This is a genomic window from Streptomyces sp. NPDC044704 (assembly GCF_056433525.1).
In genome coordinates, this window is the sequence record NZ_JBWKGY010000023.1 from 44,532 (window position 1) to 66,425 (window position 21,894).

General features: G+C 70.0%; 20 protein-coding genes and 2 pseudogenes. 10 read left to right on the forward strand and 12 right to left on the reverse strand.

What is annotated here, in order from left to right; genetic code table 11:
• The first annotated feature begins 1 nt into the window (after window position 1).
• The 3 genes and pseudogenes from AC07B0_RS35020 to AC07B0_RS35030 all read left to right on the forward strand — a co-directional run bounded on the left by AC07B0_RS35020 (window position 2) and on the right by AC07B0_RS35030 (window position 4,666).
• Window positions 2–2,578 carry a cation-translocating P-type ATPase gene (locus tag AC07B0_RS35020; RefSeq protein WP_478899969.1) on the forward strand — a complete coding sequence of 859 codons (2,577 nt, stop codon included), beginning with the start codon at window positions 2–4 and terminating at the stop codon, window positions 2,576–2,578.
• Between the two features lie 35 nt (window positions 2,579–2,613).
• Window positions 2,614–2,796 (forward strand): annotated as a pseudogene (locus AC07B0_RS35025) (DUF1918 domain-containing protein); the annotation flags it as partial.
• A 139-nt stretch (window positions 2,797–2,935) separates the two neighbouring features.
• Window positions 2,936–4,666 (forward strand): sensor histidine kinase, encoded by a 1,731-nt coding sequence (locus tag AC07B0_RS35030; protein ID WP_478899970.1) that lies wholly within the window; start codon window positions 2,936–2,938, stop codon window positions 4,664–4,666.
• A 14-nt stretch (window positions 4,667–4,680) separates the two neighbouring features.
• Here AC07B0_RS35030 and AC07B0_RS35035 read toward each other — a convergent pair whose 3' ends face one another.
• The 3 genes from AC07B0_RS35035 to AC07B0_RS35045 all read right to left on the reverse strand — a co-directional run bounded on the left by AC07B0_RS35035 (window position 4,681) and on the right by AC07B0_RS35045 (window position 6,596).
• Window positions 4,681–5,379, reverse strand: coding sequence for a response regulator (locus tag AC07B0_RS35035; protein WP_469378577.1), 699 nt, complete (start codon window positions 5,377–5,379; stop codon window positions 4,681–4,683).
• Between the two features lie 87 nt (window positions 5,380–5,466).
• On the reverse strand, window positions 5,467–6,105 hold the full coding sequence (locus tag AC07B0_RS35040) for a CBS domain-containing protein (RefSeq protein WP_478899972.1): 639 nt from the start codon (window positions 6,103–6,105) through the stop codon (window positions 5,467–5,469).
• A gap of 26 nt (window positions 6,106–6,131) precedes the next feature.
• On the reverse strand, window positions 6,132–6,596 hold the full coding sequence (locus tag AC07B0_RS35045) for a Crp/Fnr family transcriptional regulator (protein ID WP_469378581.1): 465 nt from the start codon (window positions 6,594–6,596) through the stop codon (window positions 6,132–6,134).
• A gap of 485 nt (window positions 6,597–7,081) precedes the next feature.
• On the opposite strand from AC07B0_RS35045, the gene AC07B0_RS35050 reads away from it, so the two are divergent.
• Window positions 7,082–7,552 (forward strand): pyridoxamine 5'-phosphate oxidase family protein, encoded by a 471-nt coding sequence (locus AC07B0_RS35050; RefSeq protein ID WP_469378583.1) that lies wholly within the window; start codon window positions 7,082–7,084, stop codon window positions 7,550–7,552.
• Window positions 7,553–7,639: 87 nt separating this feature from the next.
• Window positions 7,640–9,343: a SulP family inorganic anion transporter gene (locus AC07B0_RS35055; protein ID WP_478899974.1), complete on the forward strand. Its 1,704-nt coding sequence runs from the start codon at window positions 7,640–7,642 to the stop codon at window positions 9,341–9,343.
• Window positions 9,344–10,565: 1,222 nt separating this feature from the next.
• On the opposite strand, the gene secD is transcribed toward AC07B0_RS35055, so the two are convergent.
• The gene (gene secD / locus AC07B0_RS35060) at window positions 10,566–12,914 is read right to left on the reverse strand and encodes a protein translocase subunit SecD (RefSeq protein ID WP_469378587.1); all 2,349 of its coding nucleotides are present in this window, start codon (window positions 12,912–12,914) and stop codon (window positions 10,566–10,568) included.
• Window positions 12,915–13,013: 99 nt separating this feature from the next.
• Window positions 13,014–13,391, reverse strand: coding sequence for a hypothetical protein (locus AC07B0_RS35065; RefSeq protein WP_469378589.1), 378 nt, complete (start codon window positions 13,389–13,391; stop codon window positions 13,014–13,016).
• Window positions 13,392–13,753: 362 nt separating this feature from the next.
• On the opposite strand from AC07B0_RS35065, the gene AC07B0_RS35070 reads away from it, so the two are divergent.
• Entirely contained in the window at window positions 13,754–14,200 is a 447-nt protein-coding gene (locus AC07B0_RS35070) for a DUF732 domain-containing protein (protein ID WP_469378591.1), read from the forward strand.
• Between the two features lie 458 nt (window positions 14,201–14,658).
• On the opposite strand, the gene AC07B0_RS35075 is transcribed toward AC07B0_RS35070, so the two are convergent.
• Together AC07B0_RS35075 and AC07B0_RS35080 are read right to left on the reverse strand one after the other, a co-directional pair.
• Window positions 14,659–15,558: a HEAT repeat domain-containing protein gene (locus tag AC07B0_RS35075; protein WP_478899977.1), complete on the reverse strand. Its 900-nt coding sequence runs from the start codon at window positions 15,556–15,558 to the stop codon at window positions 14,659–14,661.
• Window positions 15,559–15,686: 128 nt separating this feature from the next.
• Entirely contained in the window at window positions 15,687–16,292 is a 606-nt protein-coding gene (locus tag AC07B0_RS35080; RefSeq protein ID WP_469378595.1) for a dihydrofolate reductase family protein, read from the reverse strand.
• Between the two features lie 205 nt (window positions 16,293–16,497).
• On the opposite strand from AC07B0_RS35080, the pseudogene AC07B0_RS35085 reads away from it, so the two are divergent.
• Window positions 16,498–16,669, forward strand: a pseudogene (locus AC07B0_RS35085) (winged helix-turn-helix transcriptional regulator); the annotation flags it as partial.
• A 122-nt stretch (window positions 16,670–16,791) separates the two neighbouring features.
• Here AC07B0_RS35085 and AC07B0_RS35090 read toward each other — a convergent pair.
• Window positions 16,792–16,995, reverse strand: a complete 204-nt coding sequence (locus AC07B0_RS35090; RefSeq protein WP_469378597.1) for a hypothetical protein — start codon at window positions 16,993–16,995, stop codon at window positions 16,792–16,794.
• Between the two features lie 550 nt (window positions 16,996–17,545).
• On the opposite strand from AC07B0_RS35090, the gene AC07B0_RS35095 reads away from it, so the two are divergent.
• Window positions 17,546–18,151 (forward strand): cadmium resistance transporter, encoded by a 606-nt coding sequence (locus tag AC07B0_RS35095; RefSeq protein WP_356878622.1) that lies wholly within the window; start codon window positions 17,546–17,548, stop codon window positions 18,149–18,151.
• A gap of 56 nt (window positions 18,152–18,207) precedes the next feature.
• On the opposite strand, the gene AC07B0_RS35100 is transcribed toward AC07B0_RS35095, so the two are convergent.
• Entirely contained in the window at window positions 18,208–18,567 is a 360-nt protein-coding gene (locus AC07B0_RS35100; protein ID WP_469378599.1) for a DoxX family protein, read from the reverse strand.
• Between the two features lie 61 nt (window positions 18,568–18,628).
• Window positions 18,629–19,123 carry a cupin domain-containing protein gene (locus AC07B0_RS35105; protein WP_469378601.1) on the reverse strand — a complete coding sequence of 165 codons (495 nt, stop codon included), beginning with the start codon at window positions 19,121–19,123 and terminating at the stop codon, window positions 18,629–18,631.
• A 96-nt stretch (window positions 19,124–19,219) separates the two neighbouring features.
• On the opposite strand from AC07B0_RS35105, the gene AC07B0_RS35110 reads away from it, so the two are divergent.
• Both AC07B0_RS35110 and AC07B0_RS35115 read left to right on the forward strand, forming a co-directional pair.
• Window positions 19,220–20,056: a LysR family transcriptional regulator gene (locus AC07B0_RS35110; RefSeq protein ID WP_469378658.1), complete on the forward strand. Its 837-nt coding sequence runs from the start codon at window positions 19,220–19,222 to the stop codon at window positions 20,054–20,056.
• Window positions 20,057–20,272: 216 nt separating this feature from the next.
• Entirely contained in the window at window positions 20,273–20,677 is a 405-nt protein-coding gene (locus AC07B0_RS35115) for a hypothetical protein (RefSeq protein ID WP_469378602.1), read from the forward strand.
• 337 nt (window positions 20,678–21,014) lie between these two features.
• Here AC07B0_RS35115 and AC07B0_RS35120 read toward each other — a convergent pair whose 3' ends face one another.
• Both AC07B0_RS35120 and AC07B0_RS35125 read right to left on the reverse strand, forming a co-directional pair.
• On the reverse strand, window positions 21,015–21,485 hold the full coding sequence (locus AC07B0_RS35120) for a barstar family protein (protein WP_478899980.1): 471 nt from the start codon (window positions 21,483–21,485) through the stop codon (window positions 21,015–21,017).
• A gap of 125 nt (window positions 21,486–21,610) precedes the next feature.
• Entirely contained in the window at window positions 21,611–21,892 is a 282-nt protein-coding gene (locus AC07B0_RS35125; protein ID WP_469378604.1) for a hypothetical protein, read from the reverse strand.
• Window positions 21,893–21,894: the final 2 nt, after the last annotated feature.

Below are 21,894 nucleotides of genomic sequence, written 5' to 3' on the forward strand. Positions count from 1 at the left end.
CATGACCAGCCGCACGATTGAAATGCCGTCCGCCGGCTCCTCAGCCCCGGCGGGGCTGACACAGGCCGAGGCCGAACGCCGACTGGCCCGGTACGGCCGCAACGAGGTGGAACCTCCGCCGCCCACCCCCCTCCACCGCCGGGTGCTGGCACAGCTGCGTGATCCACTGATCATGGTGCTGCTCGGTGCCGCGTTCCTCACCATCGCGATCGGCGACCACCCGGACGCCCTCGTCATCGGGCTGGTGGTCGTCTTCAACACGACCGTGGGAGTCACCCAGGAGGTCCGGGCGGACCATGCAGTCGCTGCTCTCTCCGCTCTCTCGGCCCCGCACGCACGGGTACGGCGTGACAGCGCCGCCCACGAGGTGCCGGCGGCGTTGGTGGTGCCGGGTGACAGCCTGCTGCTGGGCGAGGGGGACATCGTCGCCGCGGATGCCGATCTCACCGAGGCGTCGGCCCTCCTGCTGGACGAGTCCATGCTCACCGGCGAATCGGAACCCGTCGCCAAAACTGCCGGTGACACGGTCGGCGCCGGCACCGTCGTGGTGCGCGGTCGGGGTACCGCGACCGCCACGGCCACCGGATCTTCCAGTGCCCTCGGCCGGATCGCGGCGCTCCTCGGCGGGGAACACGAGCCGACCCCGCTCCAGCGCCGCCTCGCCTCCCTCGGCCGCGTTCTGGCCGCCGTCACTCTCGCCCTGTGCGTGCTGTTCTTCGCCCTGGGCCTCGTCCGCGGCCTCGGCGCGAGCACGATGGCGGTCACCGCCATCAGCCTGGCCGTCGCCGCGGTACCCGAGTCCCTGCCCGCCGTGGTCACCCTGGCCCTCGCCCTCGGGGCCCGCCGGATGGCGGCCCGGGGAGCCCTGGTCCGACGCCTGCCGGCGGTCGAGACACTCGGCTCGGTGAGCGTGCTGGCCACGGACAAGACCGGCACTCTCACCGAGGGCCGCATGGTCGTCCAGCACGTGTGGACGCCGTCCGGAGCCGCCGACGTGTCCGGCAGCGGATACGAACCCCACGGAGCCCTGACCCGTTCCGGACGCTCCCTGACACCCGAGCAGCTCCGCCCACTACAGGAGCTCCTCACCACGGCGGCACTGTGCAACGACGCAAGCCTGAAACCGCCCCAGAGCGGATCCGACATGTGGACGGCCGTGGGCGATCCCATGGAGGCCGCACTGCTGGCAGCCGCTGCCAAGGCCGGCTGCCCCGACCCTGCCGAGCTGCACCGGGACTGCCCCCGGATCGGAGAAGCCCCCTTTGACAGCCTGCGCAAACGGATGACCACCCTCCACCACCTGCCGGACGGCAACGTTCTGGTCTGCCTCAAAGGGGCGCCCGAGGCCGTCCTGGCTCCTAGGGTGCTCGCCGAGCCGCCCGAGGTCCTGGACCAGGCCCGCCGACGGGCAGCAGAGCTTGCCGCGCACGGATTCAGGGTCCTGGCGGTGGCAGGCACCGAACGGCTCCAGTGGAATCCGCCCGCCACCGAGGCGGAACGCGGACTGGGCCTTCTCGGCCTGATAGCCATCAGCGATCCGCCGAAAGCGGCGGCCGCGGCCACCGTGGCAGCCTGCCGCGCCGCCGGCATCACCCCGGTCATGATCACCGGCGACCACCCCGCGACGGCCCACGCCATCGCCGTACGCATCGGCCTCGTAGAGGACGGGCCATCCGATGCGGTCGTCACCGGACCCGAGCTGGCCGCGGCACCGGATACCGACCTGACCGCGGTCCGCGTCTTCGCCCGGACCGATCCCCAGCAGAAGCTGGACATCGTCCACGCCTGGCGCGCCCGCGGCGCAGTGACCGCCATGACCGGGGACGGCGTCAACGACGGCCCCGCCCTCCGCCAGGCCGACATCGGCGTCGCCATGGGCGCGCGCGGTACCGAGGTGGCCCGCCAGGCCGCCGACCTCGTCCTCACGGACGACGAGCTCTCCACCGTGGTCACGGCCGTCGAGGAAGGCCGCCGCGTCTACGACAACATCCGGCGCTTCCTCGTCTACGCCATGGCCGGTGGAGCCGCCGAGATCCTCGTGATGCTGGCAGGCCCCCTGCTCGGCCTGGCCCTGCCGCTGCGGGCGGGGCAGATCCTGTGGATCAACCTCCTCACCCACGGCCTGACCGGCGTGGCCATGGGCGCGGAACCCGCCGCACCGGAAGCCATGCGGCGCCCGCCCCGGCCGCCCGGGCAGCACATCCTGGCCGCAGGAGTGTGGCAGCGCCTGCTCGTCCTCGCCGCGGCCGTGACGGCGTTGAGCCTGATCGCCGGCATGGGCGCGCGAGCCATGGACCTGCCCTGGCAGAGCGTGCTCTTCCTGTCTCTGCTCGGTGCCCAGCTGGGCGTGGCCCTGGGGCTGAGGGGCCGGCTGCTCACCACCCAGAACCTCTTCCTCCCCGCCTCCGTGGCGGTTTCCGCCCTCCTGGCGATGGCTGCCCTGCACGTTCCCGCTCTGCAGTCGCTGCTGGACACCCAGCCGGTCGGCTGGGCCGGCACGGGGCTCGCCACCGCGGCAGCCCTCGCAGCATTCGTCACTGCCCGGCTCCTCCGCAGCGCATTCCACAGAAAGGCATGACCATGAACGCCTCTTCACCTGCCGACGGCCATGGGATCCACGCCAAGGTGGGCGACCAGATCGTCGTCGGTGGCCCCACCATCGGAAAGCCCGGCCGTGACGGCGAAGTCATCGCCCTGCACCATGACGACGGAACCCCGCCGTACGACGTGCGCTGGTCCGACACCGGTCGTACCAGCGTGTTCTTCCCCGGTCCGGACGCCCACGTCCGGCACCTGCACGACGACGGCACGCCGCGGCACGAGCGTAGGCCGAACGGCGCAATGGCCTCCCACTGACTGGGAACGCCGGGCCCTCAGGCCGGGGATACCGTGGAAGTGGTGGCCTTCTCGCCATCGCTTCCGTCCGGAGGTGGGCATGAGCACAGGGGAACAGCCCACCGGCAGCGGTGTTCCTCGACTACGGCTCGACGAGCTGCTGGACGAGCTGCAGGTACGGATCGACGAGGTCAGAGGCACGCGGGACCGGCTGAACGGTTTGCTCGAGGCCGTCATGTCCGTGGGCCGGGAGCTGGACTTGCCTCAGGTCCTGCAAGGCATCGTCGAGGCCGCCGTGGTGCTCGTGGATGCCGAGTACGGGGCCCTCGGAGTCATCGGGAACGACAAGAAGCTGGCCGAGTTCCTGCCCGTCGGCATCAGCGACAGCCTCCGCGCACAGATCGGAGACCTGCCCTCCGGCCACGGCATCCTCGGCGAGCTGATCCGCCATCCCGAACCCCTCCGACTGTCGGAGCTGTCCGAGCACCCTGCCTCCTACGGATTCCCGGACCACCACCCCCCAATGCACTCCTTCCTCGGTGTCCCGATCCGGGTCCGCGAGGACGTCTTCGGCAACCTCTACCTGACCGAGAAACGCGGCGGAGCCGAATTCGACGCCGAGGACGAGGCGGTCCTGTCCACCCTCGCCGTCGCGGCCGGCATCGCCATCGAGAACGCCCGGCTCTTCGAGGAGGTCCGACTGCGTGAGCGCTGGCTGGAGGCCAGCTCCGACATCACCAGCGCCCTGCTCTCCGGCGCGCCCGAGGAGGAGGTCCTCGAGGGCATGCTGGAACGGGCCAAGGACATCACAATCGCCGACATGGGCGTCTTCTACCTGCTCGGCTCCGCCGGTGAACTGCGAGGCTCCCTCGCACTCGGGGAGGGAGCCGAGGCACACCGCGGGATCGTCCTGCCCAGCACCCAAGGCACTCTCGCCGAGGCCGCACTGGCCCGCAACGGCCTCATTACGGTTCCCGACGTGGCGACCGACGAGCGCGTCACTGTGCAACCTGAGCGGTGGACGGGCTTCGGCCCGGCCGTGGCCGTCACAGTGGGCACCAAGGAAAAGCTCAGCGGCGTCCTGATGCTCGCCCGGCGGCACGGTCGCCCGGTCTTCGCCACCACGGAGGTAGCCGCGCTTCCGGGGTTCGCAAGTCAGGCCGCCCTCGCGTTGGAGCTCGCCGACCGGCGCCGCGACACCGAGCAGATGAGCCTGCTGGAGGACCACGACCGCATCGCCCGTGACCTGCACGACCTAGCCATCCAACGCCTCTTCGCCACCGGCATGACCCTCCAGAGCGCCCAGCGCTTCGTCGACCATCCCCAGGCGTCCGAACGCCTCGCCCGTGCCGTGGACGACCTCGATGCCACCATCAAGATCATCCGATCGACCATCTTCGGGCTCCGTGAGCACGACGCCCCCGGGGAGGCGTCCAAGCTGCGCTCCCGCGCTGTCCAGGCCCTGGACGAGGCCGCTGCCGCCCTCGGCTTCGCGCCGGCCCTGAGAATGGAGGGTCTGATCGACACCGACGTACCGTCGGCCGTCGCCGACGAGGTCATCGCCGTGGTGGGGGAGGCTCTCGCCAACGTCGCCCGCCATGCCGAGGCCACGCGCGTCGAGGTCTCGATCGTTGCGGCCGACGGGAACCTGACCCTCACCGTGACGGACAACGGTGTCGGCCTGCCCGCGGGCGGTCGGCGCAGCGGACTGCGGAACCTGGCGGAGCGTGCCGAAAGGCTCCGCGGCCGGATGGACGTCGCAGCGCGGGGCGACGGTGAGCCCGGCACTCGCCTGGAGTGGCAGGTATCCCTGGTCCCGCCCTCGCGGTGACCGTCGCCGTCGTTTCAGTGCTTCGCCGGCCCGGCGTCGTGCTCGTGCACCTGGGCGGCGATGACGGCAGCCTGGACCCGCCGCTCCACGCCGAGCTTTCCCAGCAGCCGTGAGATGTGGTTCTTGACCGTCTTTTCGGACAGGTAGAGCTGCTTCGCGATCTGCCGGTTGGTGAGACCCTCACCGATGAGCTCCAGCACTGCCCGCTCGCGTTCTGACAGAGCCGCCAGGCGGGCATCTTCCGGTTCCTTGGCGCTCTCAGGGTCCCGCAGGGAGCGCATCAGACGGGCGGTGGTGGCCGGATCCAGCATGGACTGCCCGGTGGCCACCGTCCGTACGGCGGAGACCAGGTCGGAACCTTTGATCTGCTTCAGCACGTACCCGGCGGCGCCCGCCATGATCGCGTCCAGCAGCGCGTCCTCGTCATCGAACGACGTCAGCATCAGACAGGCCAGACCGGGCATGCGAGAGCGCAGCTCGCGGCAGACGGTGATGCCGTCGCTGTCGGGAAGCCGTACGTCGAGCACGGCCACGTCCGGGCGCAGGGCCGGTCCGCGGGCCAGCGCCTGCTCGGCCGTGCCGGCCTCACCCACGACGCTGATGTCCGGTTCGGCATCCAGCAGGTCTCGCAGCCCGCGACGGACCACTTCGTGGTCGTCCAAGAGGAACACCTTGATCGGCGCCTCAGCGGATGCCTTCGGATCATCGGACATGATCGCCCCTGGTTTGGTCCCCATGACGCTTCCCGTCCGCATTGTCTCAGGAAGGCGTGCGACGCACCCCGTGGCCGTGCGAATGCGCTAGGCAGCGACGGCGCCGTTCAGCTCCATCCGGACGTCCACGACACCCTCGACCGCCCGGATCGCCCGCGCGAGCAGGGGGACCAGGGCCCGGTCCCGCAGTGGGCCGCGCAGAGTGACGACGCCGTCTCGTACGGCGAAATCCACGTTCACGCCGGGTGTCAGCTCGGTGAGCACGCTCTGGCGGATCTCCTCCTCGAGCTCCTCGTCGGGCCGCAGGAACACCTTCAGGAGGTCGCTGCGGCTGACCACACCCTCCAGCATGCCGAGCGCGTCCACCACGGGCAGGCGCTTGACGTGCTTGCGCGCCATGATCCGGGCGGCTTCGGCTACGGGCGCGTCAGGGTGAACGGTGATCGCCGGGCTCGACATGAGTTCCTCGGCCAGCACACCGGCGGCCTTCGACGCCTCCTCCAGCTGATTGGGCAGAGAGGGATCCGTCCGCCGGAACTCCTCTTTCGGTAGCAGGTCCGCCTCGGAGACCACGCCGACGACCCGACCTTCGCCTTCCAGGACGGGGACCGCGCTGACCTTCCACTGGTGCATCAGCTCGACGATCTCCTTGTAGGACGCCTCGCGGCCGATGGCGATGGCGGTGTGCGTCATGACGTCACTGACGGTGTAGTGGGATGCGGGCATGACCGGCTCCTTCGCCGTGCGGACGATCAGAGGAAGCTGCCGCTGCCGTAGGGCGCGTACAGATCGAGAAGGCGCACGCGCGCGGCCTGTAGCCGGTTGGCGAGGACCTGCCCGACCCAGCGGCCCAGGGCAGAGCCGAAGGCGGCGTCGGCGTCCATCAGCGCCCGGACCCGCTCCGCGTCGAACTCGTACGCGCGGACGGGCGTCATCGCTTCGGCGCCCAGACGCCAGGAGTACGGCTTGAAGAGCCACGAGCAGCCGACCAGCTGGCCGGCGCCGATGCTCTCGATGACGGCGGCGCGCCGCCCGGGCACATGGACGTCCAAGGTCACGGTGCCGGACCGGACGATCCAGAACCGGTCGGCGTGGCCACCTTCGCGGAAGAGATGCGTCCCTTCGTCGAAGTTGACCTCTTGGGCCAGCTCCATCAGACGGGAACGGCAGTCGGCGGGGAGCGCCTCGGAGACACGCGTGGGTGAATGGGTACTCATGGACGGCCTCCTTATCGAGTCCGTCTTCAGTCTTGACGTTCCCGCCGGTCCCGGGCATGGGCCCTGTGGCCCCGACTGTGGGCCGACCGGCCCATGCCCGGGGTTGGTGCAGCCGGAGATCCTGGCAGCAGATGGCCGGCACGCGGCCGTCGACCCCGTCAACCCGGTAGGTGCGCGATGTACTGGAATGGCCATGGCACGCGGGCCTGGGGATGGTTCGCCGTGTCCCTCACCCGCTCCCGTGGTCCGCGCCCTCAGGCGGGACGGAGCGGACGGGCGCACAGCACCCGCGCCGAACCCGGCCTCCGACAAGGGGGCCGTGAGGCTTCTCGTGGAACGATTCGCCAGAGGCGAGATCGACGACGAGGAACACAGCCGGCGGCTCGCGGTGCTGCGAGGCCATGCCCCTGGGCCCATGCCCTTTTGAGAAGCCGACAGAGGTCAAGGGCGCCAGTGCCCCGCCCGCTTGACCAAGGATGCACACGATGAAGAGCGACCCGCCCGTTACGACCCCCAGCTCGCCTGCCGTCAGCATGCCCGGACGACAGATGGAAGAGCTCAGCGCGGACGAGGCGCTGCAGTTGCTGGGCACCGTCGAACTGGGCCGGATCGTGTTCACCCGTCACGCGCTGCCCGCCGTGCGTCCGGTCAACCACCTTCTCGACGCCGGCGACATCATTGTCCAGGTACAGGACGGCTCGACGTTGGCAGCCGTGCTCGCAGCCCAGAGCGATGCGGGGGTGGTCGTCGCGTACGAAGCCGACGTCATCGATCAAGGCGAACGCGTGGGGTGGAGCGTGGTCGCCACCGGCTACGCCACCGTCGTCACCGCCCCCGGCGAGATCGAACGCTACGCGCATCACCTCCGGCCTTGGGTCGAGGGCACTGCGTCGGGCGCGATCCGCATCAGGCCCGACATCGTCACCGGCTTCCGTCTGCGAAAGAGCAGAACGTAGCGGTCGGCTCACGCGCGCGCTTCACCTCCTTGCAGCCCTCCGCCGGGCACGATGTGACCACAGCCCGCGTGGAGTTCCGGAGGTGCCATGCCGCAGCACGGACGGCGCACTGCGATCCCGCCCGCCTTCCGCGGCTACCGGACGAGCTGGCTACGGGGCGACGCCCTGGCCGGGATCACCGTCGCCGCCTACCTGGTCCCCCAGGTCATGGCCTATGCGGGCGTGGCCGGTCTTCCCCCGGTCGTCGGCTTGTGGGCCGTCCTGCCGGCCATGGTCCTCTACGCCCTGAGCGGCACCTCGCGCCTCCTGTCCGTCGGGCCGGAGTCGACCACCGCCCTCATGACCGCCGTGGCCGTCGGGCCGCTCGCTGCCGGCGACCCCGCGCGTTACGCGGGGCTCGCGGCAGCTCTGGCCCTCGTCGTCGGCCTGCTCTGTTTGGTCGCGTGGGCCGTCCGGCTCGGCTTCCTGGCCGACCTTCTCTCCAGGCCCGTGCTCGTCGGATACCTGGCCGGAGTTGCCTTCATCATGATCGTGGATCAGCTGCCCCGCCTCACCGGGACCATCGGCAGCGGATCGGGGTTCTTCCCCCAGCTCTTCTCGTTCCTCCGCCACATCGGCGACCTGCACTGGCCCACGACCGTAATGGCCGCGGGCTGCCTGCTCCTGCTGTTCACCCTGCCTCTGCGGTGGCGTGCTCTGCCCGGACCACTCGTTGCCCTCGTTCTCGCAACAGCGGTGGTGGCGGTCTTCGCACTGGACGAAGTCCAGGGAATCGACATCATCGGCGCGGTCCCGACCGGCTTGCCGGGTTTCGCCCTGCCCCAGCTGACTGACCTCGCCGACCTGGTCCTGCCAGCTCTCGGCGTTCTGCTGGTCGGCTACACCGATGTCGTCCTGACCGCACGCGCCTTCGCACGGCACGACGACCCGCACCCCCTGGACCCCAACCGCGAGCTGCTCGCCCTCGGCGCGGCGAACATCGGCGCCGGAGTCCTACACGGCTTTCCGGTCAGCAGCAGTGCCAGCCGAACCGCCCTCGCGGATTCCTCGGAAGCCCATACCCAGGCGTACTCGCTGGTCGGCGCCGCCTGCGTGTCCGCTGTGCTGCTCTTCCTCGGCCCACTGCTCGCCCACACGCCCTCCGCCGCCCTCGGCGCGATCGTCGTCTACGCCGCCGTACGCCTGATCGAGGTGGGCGAGTTCCGCAGGCTGGCATCCTTCCGCCGGCGCGAACTACTCCTGGCCATCGGCTGCACCTTCGGCGTCCTTGCCCTGGGCATCCTGTACGGGGTCCTGGTCGCGGTGGCCTTCTCCGTCATCGATCTGCTCGCAAGGGTTGCTCGTCCGCACGATGCCATCCTGGGGTTCGTGCCGGGCCTGGCAGGCATGCACGACGTCGACGACTACCCGACCGCCCGCACCGTCCCCGGCCTGCTCATCTATCGCTACGACTCTCCGCTGTTCTTCGCGAACGCCGAAGACTTCCGCCGCCGTGCACTGGCGGCCGTCGCTGTGCAGGAGGGACCGGTCCACTGGTTCGTCCTGAACACCGAGGCCAACGTCGAGGTCGACATCACCGCCCTTGACGCAGTCGAGGCCCTGCGTGCCGAACTCGTCGATCGGGACATCGTGTTCGCATTCGCCCGTGTCAAGCAGGAGCTTCGCGAACTCCTCGACGCCTACGGCCTCACGGCAGCAGTTGGGGCGAACCACGTGTACCCGACCCTACCGACGGCCATCGCCGGCTACCACGCCTGGCAGCGCGCCGCCGAGCATGATCCCGGTCCATGACGATAGAACGGAACTGCGGTCTCTTCCCCCGAGGGCTTGGCTGCGGCGTCTGTGCGCGGGGTGGATCCATGGCGATGTCTGGCGACGCCAGGTTGCGGACCAGATCTGGGGACCAGTGCTGTTGCCGGATGTAACCTATGCGGAGCCACGGGTCTTGCAACGGGCTTTGTACTTGCCTTGAGGTGTTCTTCGGATGCATGTACCACGCCTTGTGGGTTCGGCCGCCTGTGGCTCGCCGCGTGCAAGAGCTGGACGGACGACGGCCTCGAACATGGGTGTCCCACCTACTGGCTTCGCCGACCACACCGTCATGCAGGGATCCCGTTCTGGCTGCACTCCGGGGTCCGGCGGAGGTGATCCACCTTCCGCATCGAGCAATGCCACCTGCCCCGGCGCTCTGCTGAGCCCCGGGAAGGACGGGCTCTTCACGCCCGGCCACCTCGGGTCGGTGATCCGTGTCTCGGCGGCGTGGGCCGGCATCGACACGGCCTCAAGTCGGAGCGCGCCGTGTACGTCAACGGTCCGGCCGAGCACGTGGGCGGGGCCAAGAGCAAGTTCACCAGCGGATTCCACGTGATCGTCTTCCTGGCTGTCGGGAAGGACGCCGACGACCGGGTCTACTATCTGGGCCTCGACCCGGACGTCAGCGCCACGGCGGAGTCCCGGGCGGCGCGGAAGGCGCTGGTCGGGGGAGCGGGAGCAGTTCACCGCGCCGAAGAGCCTGAGGGTCGTCAAGTCGATGATCCTCGGCGACGAGGAAGGCGGCTCCGGCTCGCTGGCCAGCAAGTACTACGTCGACACCACCGCGAAGTTCCCCAAGATCAACCGCTTCGGCTGAGCGCGCCCGGCGCCCGTGCCTTCCCCGCCTGCGGGCGGGAAAGGCACACTGGAGCACTCGCGCACAACGGTGTCGCCGTGGGCGGTCGCGGGCGGTGACCTCGACGCCGACTTCCACATCGGCCTCGCTGTACCAGGCGAGACCTTCACCGTTGCCCGGACGGGCCCCGACGCCTATGGGACGATCACCGCGGGCGGCCGGGCATCGACCTGTACGGCCTGAGCAGCGCAGAGCTCGCCACCACGGTGTGGGTGGACTCTCCCGCGATCCCGGTGGCTGTCCGCTGACCTGCCAGGACCCCATGTGCACGGGTGCGCCGAACCCCCGTCCGAGCTGGGCTCCCGAGCCGGTCCGAAGGCGGATATCAGGACCGTCCTCGCGGGCTCAGACGACCGCCCCCGTCCCCCTCTCCTTCTTCCTCCGCGCCTCCAACGGGACGTACTCGTCAGGGACTTCCTTCGCGGCGCGACGGTCCCGTGCCGGTGGGGGTGTCGGGTTGCGGTGTTCCAGGGCGATCGCGATCGGGACCGCGGTGAAGATGGTCGAGGCGATGCCGACCAGGACGCCCGCGATCAGCGCCACGGAGAAGTCCGCCAGCGAGTCGCCGCCCAGTACCGCCAGTGCGGTCAGGATGAACAGGGCTCCCATACCCGTGTTCACCGTGCGCGGGAGTGTCTGGACCACCGCGTGGTTGGCCGTTTTCTCCAGGTCGCCTCGGGGGTCTCGGCGGCGCGCTTCGCGGACGCGGTCGAAGACGACCACCGTGTCGTTCACGGAGTAGCCGATCACTGTGAGCAGCGCCGCCAGGAAGACGCTGTCCACCGGCCTGCCCAGCCAGGCGAACAGGCCCACCACGAGGAGGACGTCGTGGACCATCGCAGAGACTGCCGCTGCCGCCAGGGTCCAGCGGAACCGCACGCTGAGGTAGATCAGCTGGGCGGCCACCGCGATGCCCAGGGCCAGGAGCGCCTTGTGGCGCAGTTCGCTGCCGAGGCTCGGGCCGATCTGTTCGTCACGCTCCACTGTGACGGTTCCGCCGGGCCCCTCCAAGGCCGCCTTGACGCGCTGCTGTTCGTCGTCGGTGAGCTTCTCCGTGCGTACGGTGATGTCGCCGTCGCCGGACTCCTGCACCACCGCGCGTGGGAACCCCGCGTCGGACACGGCGTTCCGGGCCGTGTCCGCGTCGACGGACCTGCTGGTGCTGTACTCGACGAGGCGGCCGCCGGTGAACTCCACGCCGAAGTCCAGGCCGCGGATGAGGATTCCTGCGACGGCCACCGCCACCAGGAGTGCGCTCGCGCCGAGCCAGCGGCGACGGTGGCGGACCAGGTCCGGGTTGCGGCGGGACAGCCATGTGCGGACCCGTCCCGTCGAGGCGATGCCCGTCAGACCGGGGCGCTTGCGTACGAAGCTGCGGGCGACGGCGAAGTCCGCGAGCGCGCGGGTGATCACGAGCGCCGTGAGCATCGATGCCAGGACGCCGATGCACAGGGTGACCCCGAAGCCCTTGACCGGGCCCGTGGCGAAGAAGAACAGCAAGCCCGCGGCGAGCAGAGTCGTCACGTTCGAGTCGATCACCGCGCTCCACGCCTTGGCGAAGCCGGTCTTCACCGGCTTCGCCAGGTCCTTGGAACGCACGCCCAGGTATTCCTCCCTGGCCCGTTCGAAGACCAGGACGTTCGCGTCCACCGCCATGCCGACCGCCAGCACGAACCCGGCGAGCCCCGGCAGCGTGAGCGTCGCGCCGAGAGCCACCAGAGCGGCGTACGAGATGAGGCCGTACAGCCCGAGGGCCACGGCGGCGAGCGCGCCAAGGAGGCGGTAGACGACGGTGATGAACAGTGCGGTCAGGGCGATGCCGATGAGGGCGGCCTTGGTGCTCGCCTCGATGGCGTCGGCGCCGAGCGTCGGGCCGACCGTGCGCTGCTCCACGACGTCGAGGGGCACCGGCAGCGCGCCGCCCTTCACGAGCGCCGCCAGCTCGCGTGCCTCGGCCCGGCTGAAGCCGCCGCTGATCTGCGTGGAGCCGCCGGCGATACCGGTCCCGCACGCCACGTCCGCGGTGACGCCGGGTGCTGAGATGATCTTGTTGTCGAGGGTGATGACGACGCGGCGTTCCGGAGCGCCCTGAGGCGCGCAGGCCGCGTCCGAAGTGATCTTCGCCCAGGTGTCGCCCGCGCCCTTGCGGAAGTCAAGGGCGACCATCCAGCCGCCGAGCGACTGCTGGTCCAGGATCGCCTCGGCGTCCTCGACCCCCTCGCCGGTGAGGGCGGTGGGGCCCAGCTTCAGGTGGTTGCCCGGCCGGTCCGGGTCGGGCAGGGTGCGTGATCCGTCGGCCTCGGGCATCGCGGAGCCCTGGTCGGCCGTCGCCCCCGTCACGGGGTGGACCGTGAGCTGTGCGGTGCGGCCGATGACCTCGGCGGCCTTGCGCGGGTCCTGCACTCCGGGCAGTTCGACGATGATCCGCTTCTCGCCGGAGCGGGCGATGCCGGGTTCGGAGACGCCGAGGGCGTCGACGCGCTGCCGCAGGACCTCCAGAGCGCGGTCGGTGGACGCGGCGTCGGCCTTGACGGTGGGTGAGTCCCGGGTCTCCAGGACGATCTGGGTGCCGCCGCGCAGATCGAGGCCGAGGCGGGCGGATTGGGTGAGGGCGATGTAGAGGGACAGCGCGACGGCTGCCAGCGCGACGATCGCCCTCCACAAGGGTGGGCGGGACAAGGGTGTCCGAGACATGCGTACTCCACGATGAGGGCAGGACGGAGGGACGCGTGACCTGCCCCGCGCGGTGTGCGCAGGGTCAGAAGGGTCAGGCGTCGATGACGGTCTGCGTGCTCATCGGTGGGGCGGGCCGCGCGGGGCGGCGGACTCGAACGGCCTGCGCGGCGGCGCGAGTACGGTGGCGGGCCCCGCGTCGGGCCCGCCCAGGGCGCGGCGCGGGGCCGTGTCGACGGCCGTACGCGCGGGGCCCGCAGGTTGCGGGCCCGGGATGTGGGCGTCCGGTCGGGGCGTGACCGCGACTTGCCGCGCCGGGACGTCGTCCGGTGCTGCCCCTGGTCCGACGTGCCCCGCCACCGTGTGGTGGGCGAGCGGCCTGTCGGCGGGCACGGGCATGCCCTGCGCCCCGGCCGCCGGGACGAACAGCGCGAGGACGGTGACGACGAGGGTCAGCGCGGACGCGGCCAGGCGCGCGGAGCGGCTCTGTTGCGGCACGCGTCCCCCCATCCCTTCGGTGCTCGTCGGGTGCGCACGGCGTGGCCCCGCCCTGCTCAACGTATGGGGCGCCCCGGTCCGTTCCGTGTTCCTCGCCAGTTCTTCGGAAGCCGAAGGACTTCAGCAACAGCGCGAAACCCAGCCGGTTCGCCGCCCCCAACTCGCTCCGAAGCCGCTCCCGGTCCTCCTCCAGACAGCGTCCAGACCTCGATCAAGTCCTCCGGCTCCCACTCCTGCCGCACTCCGCGCCTGACCGCGCCCGATGCAGCCGCCCTCCTCGGACGGCTCGTCAGGCCCTGCGCGTGCGTCACGGATCAGTCACATCCCACCCATACGGGTCCTGGCGCCGACACCATGATGCGATGCGCACACACCACGCCATCACCCTCCTCGCCGCCGCCGGCCTCCTCGCCCTCACCGGCTGCTCCGAGGCCGTCACCAGCGAGCCCAAGCCCGACGACAAGGTCGCCGCCCCGCCGTCCGCATCGCAGTCGAGCACCGCCCCAGAGGCGCTCAGCTCCGCAGCCGCAGCCGCCGGCATCCCGCCCAGCCCCGCCCCTGAACAGCGCGCCATCTACCTCGCCGCGCTCAACAAGATCGACCCCGAGATCGTCAACGGCAAGGACGACAAAGCCATCAGCCGCGGGCTGAACCAGTGCCAGTCGATGAAGGACGAGAAGGACCCGACCAAGCGTGTCGAGTCCACGAACCGGCGCTTCATCAGCCCCAACCACCCGGACGGCTTCGGCCCCACCAAGGCCGCCTTCATCCTCGCCGCCGTGCAGACCAACCTCTGCCCCACGTACTGACGGGGCCACAGACCACCACGGTGCGAGCGGGCCCTCGCGACTGGCAGGCCCGCATGTTCCGGTGCCGCGTATCCGGTCGCACGCGCGGAGACCGTTCACTGCTCGTAGCCGGTGTCGGTGGCGCGGCTGGGATCGTGCTCCGTCGCAAGCGAGATCGACCTGTCCTGCGCCCGGCCGTCACGGAGAGAACGAGAGGGGAAGGGGCCCTGGCGCTGAGTACGCCAGGGCTCCAGGGCTGGGGCGGCGCTCATTGGACCGGCGCCCTCGCGGCGTGCTCCGTTCCATGGTCCGGCTCACCCATGCGAGGCCGCGCTCAGAACCCTCACCCGGGCCAAGCGATTCTCGCGCTCGCCCACGGTCGCCTCGACGTTGTGGGGGCCCTCATCCGCGGCCAACGCAATGTACAGCCCAGCCCCGGCGACCGGACCTGGCCGGCGCCGCATAGAGCGCACGCCTCGTCAGCCGCGAAGCGGCTTCCGCTGACGTGCCTCGGTTGCCTGGTCACGAACGTACGGGTTAGCGTCTGCTGCCAGATAATCGAGCACGGCCGATGTGGCGGGGTCTGCGGGCTCTAGGGAGGGAAAGCGGCCCAAGGCGATCGCGACCCAGGCTCGAACACGGGGGTTGTCGTCGTTCGCGAGCAAACGGATCTTCGGCAGGGCTCTGGGTTGCTGAAGGAACCCGAGGGAGCTGAGGGCGGAGATGCGCACCTGCGGGGAGGGGGCGTCCAGCAGGTTCAACAGCAGGTCGATGGCCGCCGGCCCTGTCCCGTGGCTGCCGAGCGTGCCCGCGACCGCGCTGCGGACTCCTTCGTCCGAGTCCTGCGCAGCTTGGGCCAGCAGGTTGAGATCGGCTGGTTCGGGGACGAAGCCGAGCAGCCAGATTGCCGCCCTGCGAAGGTCCGCATCGTTGCCAACGGCGCACGGCAGGAGGATTTCGCGCGCGGCGGCGGGGTCCTCCTGCGCGAGTACATGGAGCCTCGTCGAGAGGGAGTCCTGGTCGTCACCCAGACTGCGGGAGTAGGCCCGCAACAGGGCGGCAAGGGACGTGTTGCCGGCGGTCTCGGCCAGAATCCGGGCGAGCACATGACGGGCGTACCAGTTGCCCGCTTCCACGGCTGCCGCGAGATGCCGTTCCAGGTGCGGAATCAACTCCCGCCGCCGGGCAACTACGAGCTCCACTTCGATTTCTGCAAGGTCGTCGAGGTCGCAGTCCGGATCCGTGAGTCCGGCCGCCAGCTCATCAAGGCGCAAGGTGAGATCATCCGCTGCCCGTTGGTCTTCCAAACCGTCCCCCTCAGAATGCTTCAGCCTGCGCCGAGCCCGCTCCGGGTCTTCCCAACTGCGGTGCGGGCTCACGGAACGGATTGTCCAGCAGGCCTCTGACATCAGCGTTCGAGGCAGCCAGCTCACTCAGCCGCAGGTCTTGCTCCGCGCCCGCCGGCGCCAGCCTGGCGGTCGTCCAGACCGGCGCCGACGGGGCGACGTCACGCAGGTACGCCGAGCGGCGGGTGCTCGAGCACGCGGGGCTTGTACTCGACCAGCTGGATGCTGCCGTCAAAGGTGCGGTGCTCGATCATCTCGAGGGCAACGTCCGGATAGCCGTCGTAGATGCGTTCTTCGCCCGTGGCCCCGGTGATCACCGGGAACATCACGACCCGGAAGCGGTCGACGAGTCCAGCTCGTAGCAGGGACCGGCACAGGCTGAGGCTGCCGATCGTGCTGAGGAGCCCCGAGCCGCTCGACTTCATGGCGCGGACCGTCTCTACGGCGTCGTCGCGGACGAGCGTGGAGTTGGCCCACGTCAGTGGCTCCTCGAGTGAGGAGGAGAACACCACCTTGGACGCTTGCGTGAGCTCGTCGACGGACGCCTCTTCTTCAGGCCTGAACTCGTCCTGGCCATTGGGGACCTCGCCAGCGGCGAAGCCCGACATCAGGCGGTAGGTGTTCGCTCCCATCAGGTAGGTGGCCTCGGGCTGCTCGCCGAGCCATGCGAGGTACTCCGGGCCCTCGAGGCCCCAGAACCCGGGCCATCCCTCTCCCGAAGCGTGGCCGTCGAGGGAGGTGATGAAGTCGATGAGAAGCTCCGACATGGCGGTGTCCTTTCCTGGGGTGTCACGAGCTTGGACCGGCCGGGAGCCACAAACTCATCGGACGCGCTGTGGAGAAACGAGAACCCATGACGCTGCAGCCGATCAGGTCGGCGGAGCGGCACTGCTTCGGAGGGCCGGAGGCCTGCATGATTGCGCTATGCGCGCAGTCGGGGAATGATCTCCATGCGATTGGGAACAGTCGTTCGAGCGCAACGTTCTGATCGAACGGACGGTGTACCCCGTTGTACCGCCGCGCGTCGAGTACACCGTCACCGAGCCGGGCCAGGCGCTACGCGTGACGATCGACGGACTCTGTGACTGGACCCACGGAATATGTCGGCCACATCGAGGCTTCCCGCCACCGCTTCGACGCCTGACGGGCGGAACACACCCCGGCGACGTCGGCCGGGCTGCATCCGGACGATGCGACGGTGCGACGGTCCGGCGCGGGCGCCAGAGCCGAGACCAGGCGGGCGCGGCAGGGCGAGGTCGCAGGCAGTCAGCGGGAGGCGTGGTGGACCCGGGCGTCCGTGAGGTCCTGCATTGTTGTTCGGGTGACACCGCTGCGCTCCAGGTGCGCGGTGAAGGTCTGCAACCGGTCCGGGCCCTCGGGCCAGTCAGGGTCGGCGGCCTTCCTGGCCAGTGCACCGACGGCCTCCTGATCCGGCACGTACTGCAAGAGCCACGCCGTGAACCCGCTCATTGGTCCCTCCCTGTCCTTGAACCCAGCGGCCTCGGCGCACGCTACCGGGCACCTGAGCGCCGCGGTCCGGCGGTGCACGTGGTGTCGGCGTCACCAGCGTCGAGTCGGCTCCGTCCCTTTGAGGTCCGGCTGGCCGCGAACACCCGACACCGCAGCCGCCAGAGCCCCCCCGACCCGCCGGCCTCTCCTGGGGTCGGCGCCCCGCCCCTGTGCGCCGGCCCCGCCCATTTCCCTTGCGCCGATACGGGGCCGGCCAAGCGCCCCGCACCCCGTCTCACCGACCCGCCCGTGTGCGGCTCGCCCCCCGTCCGGCACCCACCGGGCCCTTCGGGAGCGGCGGCGGGGGTCGTGCCGCCCGCACTTTCACGGTACGCCTGGCATGTTCACGAGTTTCCGACGGCAATTGTCCAGCGCTTCGGGAGGCGCCGCGACCGCGTCATGTTCGATGTGCACGAGAAGGAACGGCACTGCTCCTCGGCCCCGTCCAGGGCTCATTACGAGGTGCCGGTAGCGTCGGCGGAACACCCCCCACGGAGGAGAGCATCAACTCGTGAACCTGGGCATCATCGGGCAGGCGGCCGGGCTGTTCGCCGTGACCAACATCGACGACATCCTGATCCTGTCGCTGTTCTTCGCCCAGGGAGCCGGGCACCGTGGCTCCACCCGCCGGATCGTGCTGGGCCAGTACCTGGGTTTCGCCGCGATCCTCGCCGTGGCGGTGGCCGCCGCATTCGGCGCCACCTTCCTGCCCGAGTCCGCCATCCCTTACCTCGGCCTGCTCCCCCTGGCGCTGGGCCTCAAGGCCGCCTGGCAGGCATGGAAAGACCACCGTGAAGGCGGAGCGGACGAGGAGGAAGCGCAGGACAAGGAGGGCGGGCCGAGCCCCCTGGAAGTCGCCGCGGTCACCTTCGCCAACGGCGGCGACAACATCGGCGTCTACGTCCCCGTCTTCGCCACCGCCGGCATCGGCGGGATGACCGTGTACGCCGTGGTGTTCCTCGCCCTGGTGGCCGTGTGGTGCTTCGCGGGCCGGTACTTCGCCACCCGCCCGGTCATCGCAAAGGCCCTCGCCCGCTGGGGCCACATCCTCCTGCCCCTGGTCCTGATCGCCATCGGCCTCCTCATCCTCATCGAGGGCGGCGCCTTCGGCCTGTGACGTGGCCAGAGCCCATCGTTCGGATCCCTGCCACCCCCGTCGCGGGCGGTGCTCCGTCACAGCCCGGTGGCCAGCCAGATGGTCACACCCGCAGTGATGGTGAGCCCGACGTTGAGTGCGATCCGGCGGTCTTCGCCGGTCAGGTGGACGGCGATCGCCCCTGCCTGGAGCAGTACGAAGCCGCCGGCCGCGACCTGCGCCAGTGGGAGTGCGATGCCCGTCAGCGGTGGGAGGACCAGGCCGGCCGCGCCGAGTATTTCGACCGTCCCCAGCGCCCTCAGGGCGGGCAAGGGCATGCGGTCGACCCAGGACATCATCGGCCTGAGCTGATCAGGGCTGCGGATTACCTTCAGCGTGCCCGCGTAGAGGTAGAACAGGCAGAGCGGTCCCGCGACGATCCAGTAGGCGACGTTCATGGTTCCCGTTCATGGGGTGATGGGTGATGGGTGATCGGGTCACGCAGACCCGTGGACTGCTTCAGTCGAGGCCGGTGGCCGGCTCGGTCGCGTAGCGGCTCATCGCGTCGGTATGGGCCTCGGGCGACAACGGCCGGCCGCCGGCGAGCTCCTCACCGAGGTCCCGGAAGTACTGCACGTACAGGTCAGGGGTGAAGGTGCTCAGCATGACGGCGGGTTGGTCGGTCGGGTTGGCGAAGGTGTGCGGGGTACCGGGCGGAACCATCACGAGCGTGCCCGTGGTGGCGTCGCGGTCCTCGTCCCCGACGGTGAACCGCACGGTTCCGGAGAGGATGTAGAAGCCCTCGTCGTGCCGGGCGTGGCGGTGCTGCGGCGGTCCTTGGGTGTGCGGGGCGAGGACGGACTCGGCGATCGCGAGGCGGTGCCCGGTGTGGCTGCCGTCCTCCAGAACGCGCATGCGCGTGGTGCCCAGAACGATCGTCTCGCCATCGCCGGGACCCACTACCGACACGACGGGGACGGCTTGCGGCACGTTGGCCTCTGCTTCTTCGGTCATGCCAAGCAGTGCACCGCCGGGGGCAGGCCCGTGTCCAAGACCCGCCCCGCAGCGCCGATACCCTGCGGGTATCGTTGCAGCGTGGAGCTACGGACCTTGCGCTATTTCGTGGCCGTCGCCGAGGAACTCCACTTCGGCCGGGCGGCCACCCGACTGCACATGAGCCAGCCGCCGCTGAGCCGTGCGATCAAGCGGTTGGAGGCCGATGCCGGGGCCCTGCTGTTCACCCGCTCACCGACCGGCGTCACGCTCACTCCGGTGGGCGCGGTGCTGCTCGACGAGGCGCGGGCCCTGCTCGACCATGCCGACCGCCTGCGCGTACGCGTGAGCGCGGCAGCCGGCGCCGCGATCATCACCGTCGGCATCCTGGGTGACGGCACCGACCCGGGAGTGTCCAGGCTGGCCGCCGCCTACCGCCGAACCCACCCCGGCATCGACATCCGCATCCGCGACACCGATCTGACCGACCCGACCTGCGGGCTGCGCACCGGACTGGTCGACGTCGCGCTGACCCGGGCGCCCTTCAACGAGACCGGCCTGACGGTGCGTGTCCTGCGGACCGATCCGGTCGGTGCAGTCCTGCGCGCCGACGATCCGCTGGCCCGCTGCGACCGGCTGCGGCTGGCCGACCTGAGCGACCGCCGCTGGTTTCAGTTCCCGCAGGGCGCCGACCCCATCTGGCAGTCGTACTGGAACGGTGGCAGGCCGCGCGAGGGCCCGGTGGTGCGCGCCGTTCAGGAATGCCTGCAGGCCGTGCTGTGGAACGGCACGGTCGGCCTGGCCCCGCTCGGACACGACCTGCCCGCGGAGTTGGCCGTGGTGCCGCTGACCGACATGGCGCCGAGCCGAGTGGTGGCGGTGTGGAACGAAGGTGACACCAACCCGTTGATCCGATCCTTCATCGAGATTGCGGCAGCCGCCTACCGTCACTGAGCGCCGGCCGGCCGGGCCGTTACGTGCTGGTGTCGGCGTCAGGCCAACCTGTGGACCTGCCAGTTCCCCGAGTTCGGTGGCACGGAGCGTCGGCCGTCGGGCCGTCACCACAGAAGTTGTGCCAGGGCCCCCGGCGAACCATCGGTTCGAGGCGGCGGCTGCTGGAGACGGAGCGTCAGCCGCCGCGGCAGTCCCCGGCCCTACTAAAGTCCGGTCATGATCTCAGAAGTTTCCGGACCGTCCCCATGGCAGGAACTGCTTGGCGCGGCGTCTCCCGAGGTGGCGGTGATCGCCAGGCGGGCGCGGGAGGTGGTGCGCGGGGCGGTGCCGGACGCGTTGGAGGAGGTCGATGTGTCGGCGCGGATGCTCGGGTTCACGTTCGCGCCCGGCACCTACAAGGGCTTGTTCGCGGGGCTGGTCCTGCACGCCACGCATGTGAATCTGATGTTCAGCGACGGCGTCGCCCTGGCCGGGCTCGACGCAGGCGGCTTGTTGGAGGGGACGGGCAAGCTGGCCCGCCACATCAAGCTGCGCACTCCGGCCGGCGCCGAGGACCCCCGCCTGGCCGAGCTCGTGGCGGCCGCCGCCGAACTGCGCCGCCGCGAGCCCGGCCCGCGGTAGGCCGCTGCCCCGCGCCTCGTCGCGGCCCGATGGCAGGTGTGCTCCGCGGACGCGCGTACTCCGCACGCGCCATTCGCGACCACCTGAGCAAGCGCGGGACCCGGGCCGTGATTCCCGTCCCTTCGGACCAGCGGGGCTACCGGCTGCGTCGAGGCAGCCGCGGCGGTCGGCCGCCCGCCTTCGACCGCGAGGCATGGAAGCAGCGCAACACAGTTGAGCGGTGTATCACCGTCTGAAGTAGTGGCGCGGCATCGCAACCCATTATGAGAAGACCGCGATGTCCTGCCTGGTCGGGCTCCATGCCACGGGCGTCTTTCTCTGGCCGCGAGATGAGCCCCTATGACGATGCCGTCTCTTCCAAGCATGATTGCAGCCGTCCCTTCAGGGACGGGACGGACGAGGCGTCACAAGACATGACAATCACGAGCCTGCCGAGTTCGATGCCCTCGGGGCGCTGCGTGTAGGACCAGCGCTGTCCCGCCCGAAGCAGGGTGTTGAAGAGCAGCCGCTGTTCGGAAGGATCGCCCGGCAGGGCCTCATCCGTGGCCTCGACGATCAATACGTAGTGGTCCGCAGACAGCCACGTCAGATCACGCAGACAGTCGGACAGAGCATTCCAGTTCCACCCGAAGTAATCAGACAACTTCAGTCCGTCGTAGAACTGCTGGAACACGGCGTCCGTGTCACGCATCTCCCGACCGTCGAGACGCGCTACGTACGTCCTGCCGGTCATGGGAAGAAGGAGATCGACCGGCAGAGAGCCTTGCTTCTCAATTATGTGCAACCACGGCACGGTGTGCACCGTCACCCTCCCTCCAGTGATCCAGGCCGCCGACCGCCGTCAGCCGGTCATGGCGGCGAGCTGCAAAGCCTAGTTCCAAACGAAACGGCATAGGGTCTGGTGCGAAAGTGGCTGAAGGTGCGGGGCGTCGTTCAGAGACTGCGGATGGCCTCGGCAAGGTCGGATCCGTAGGAGGCCCAGCAGATCACCGAGCCGTCATCGTCGAGCTGCCCCATGAACCACTCACCGTCATCCCTCACGAGGCACAAATCGTGGAACGCGAGAATCACATCGGGCCGGAGCGGCTCGTAGTCGCCCTGACCGGCTGCCTCGACGACTACGAGCCGATCGAAGGAGAGCGGGGCGGCGCTCGGGTCTCCGGAAAGATCGCGGACACGTTCGATCGTCCATCCGGCGGGGAGTCCTGAGTTCACCG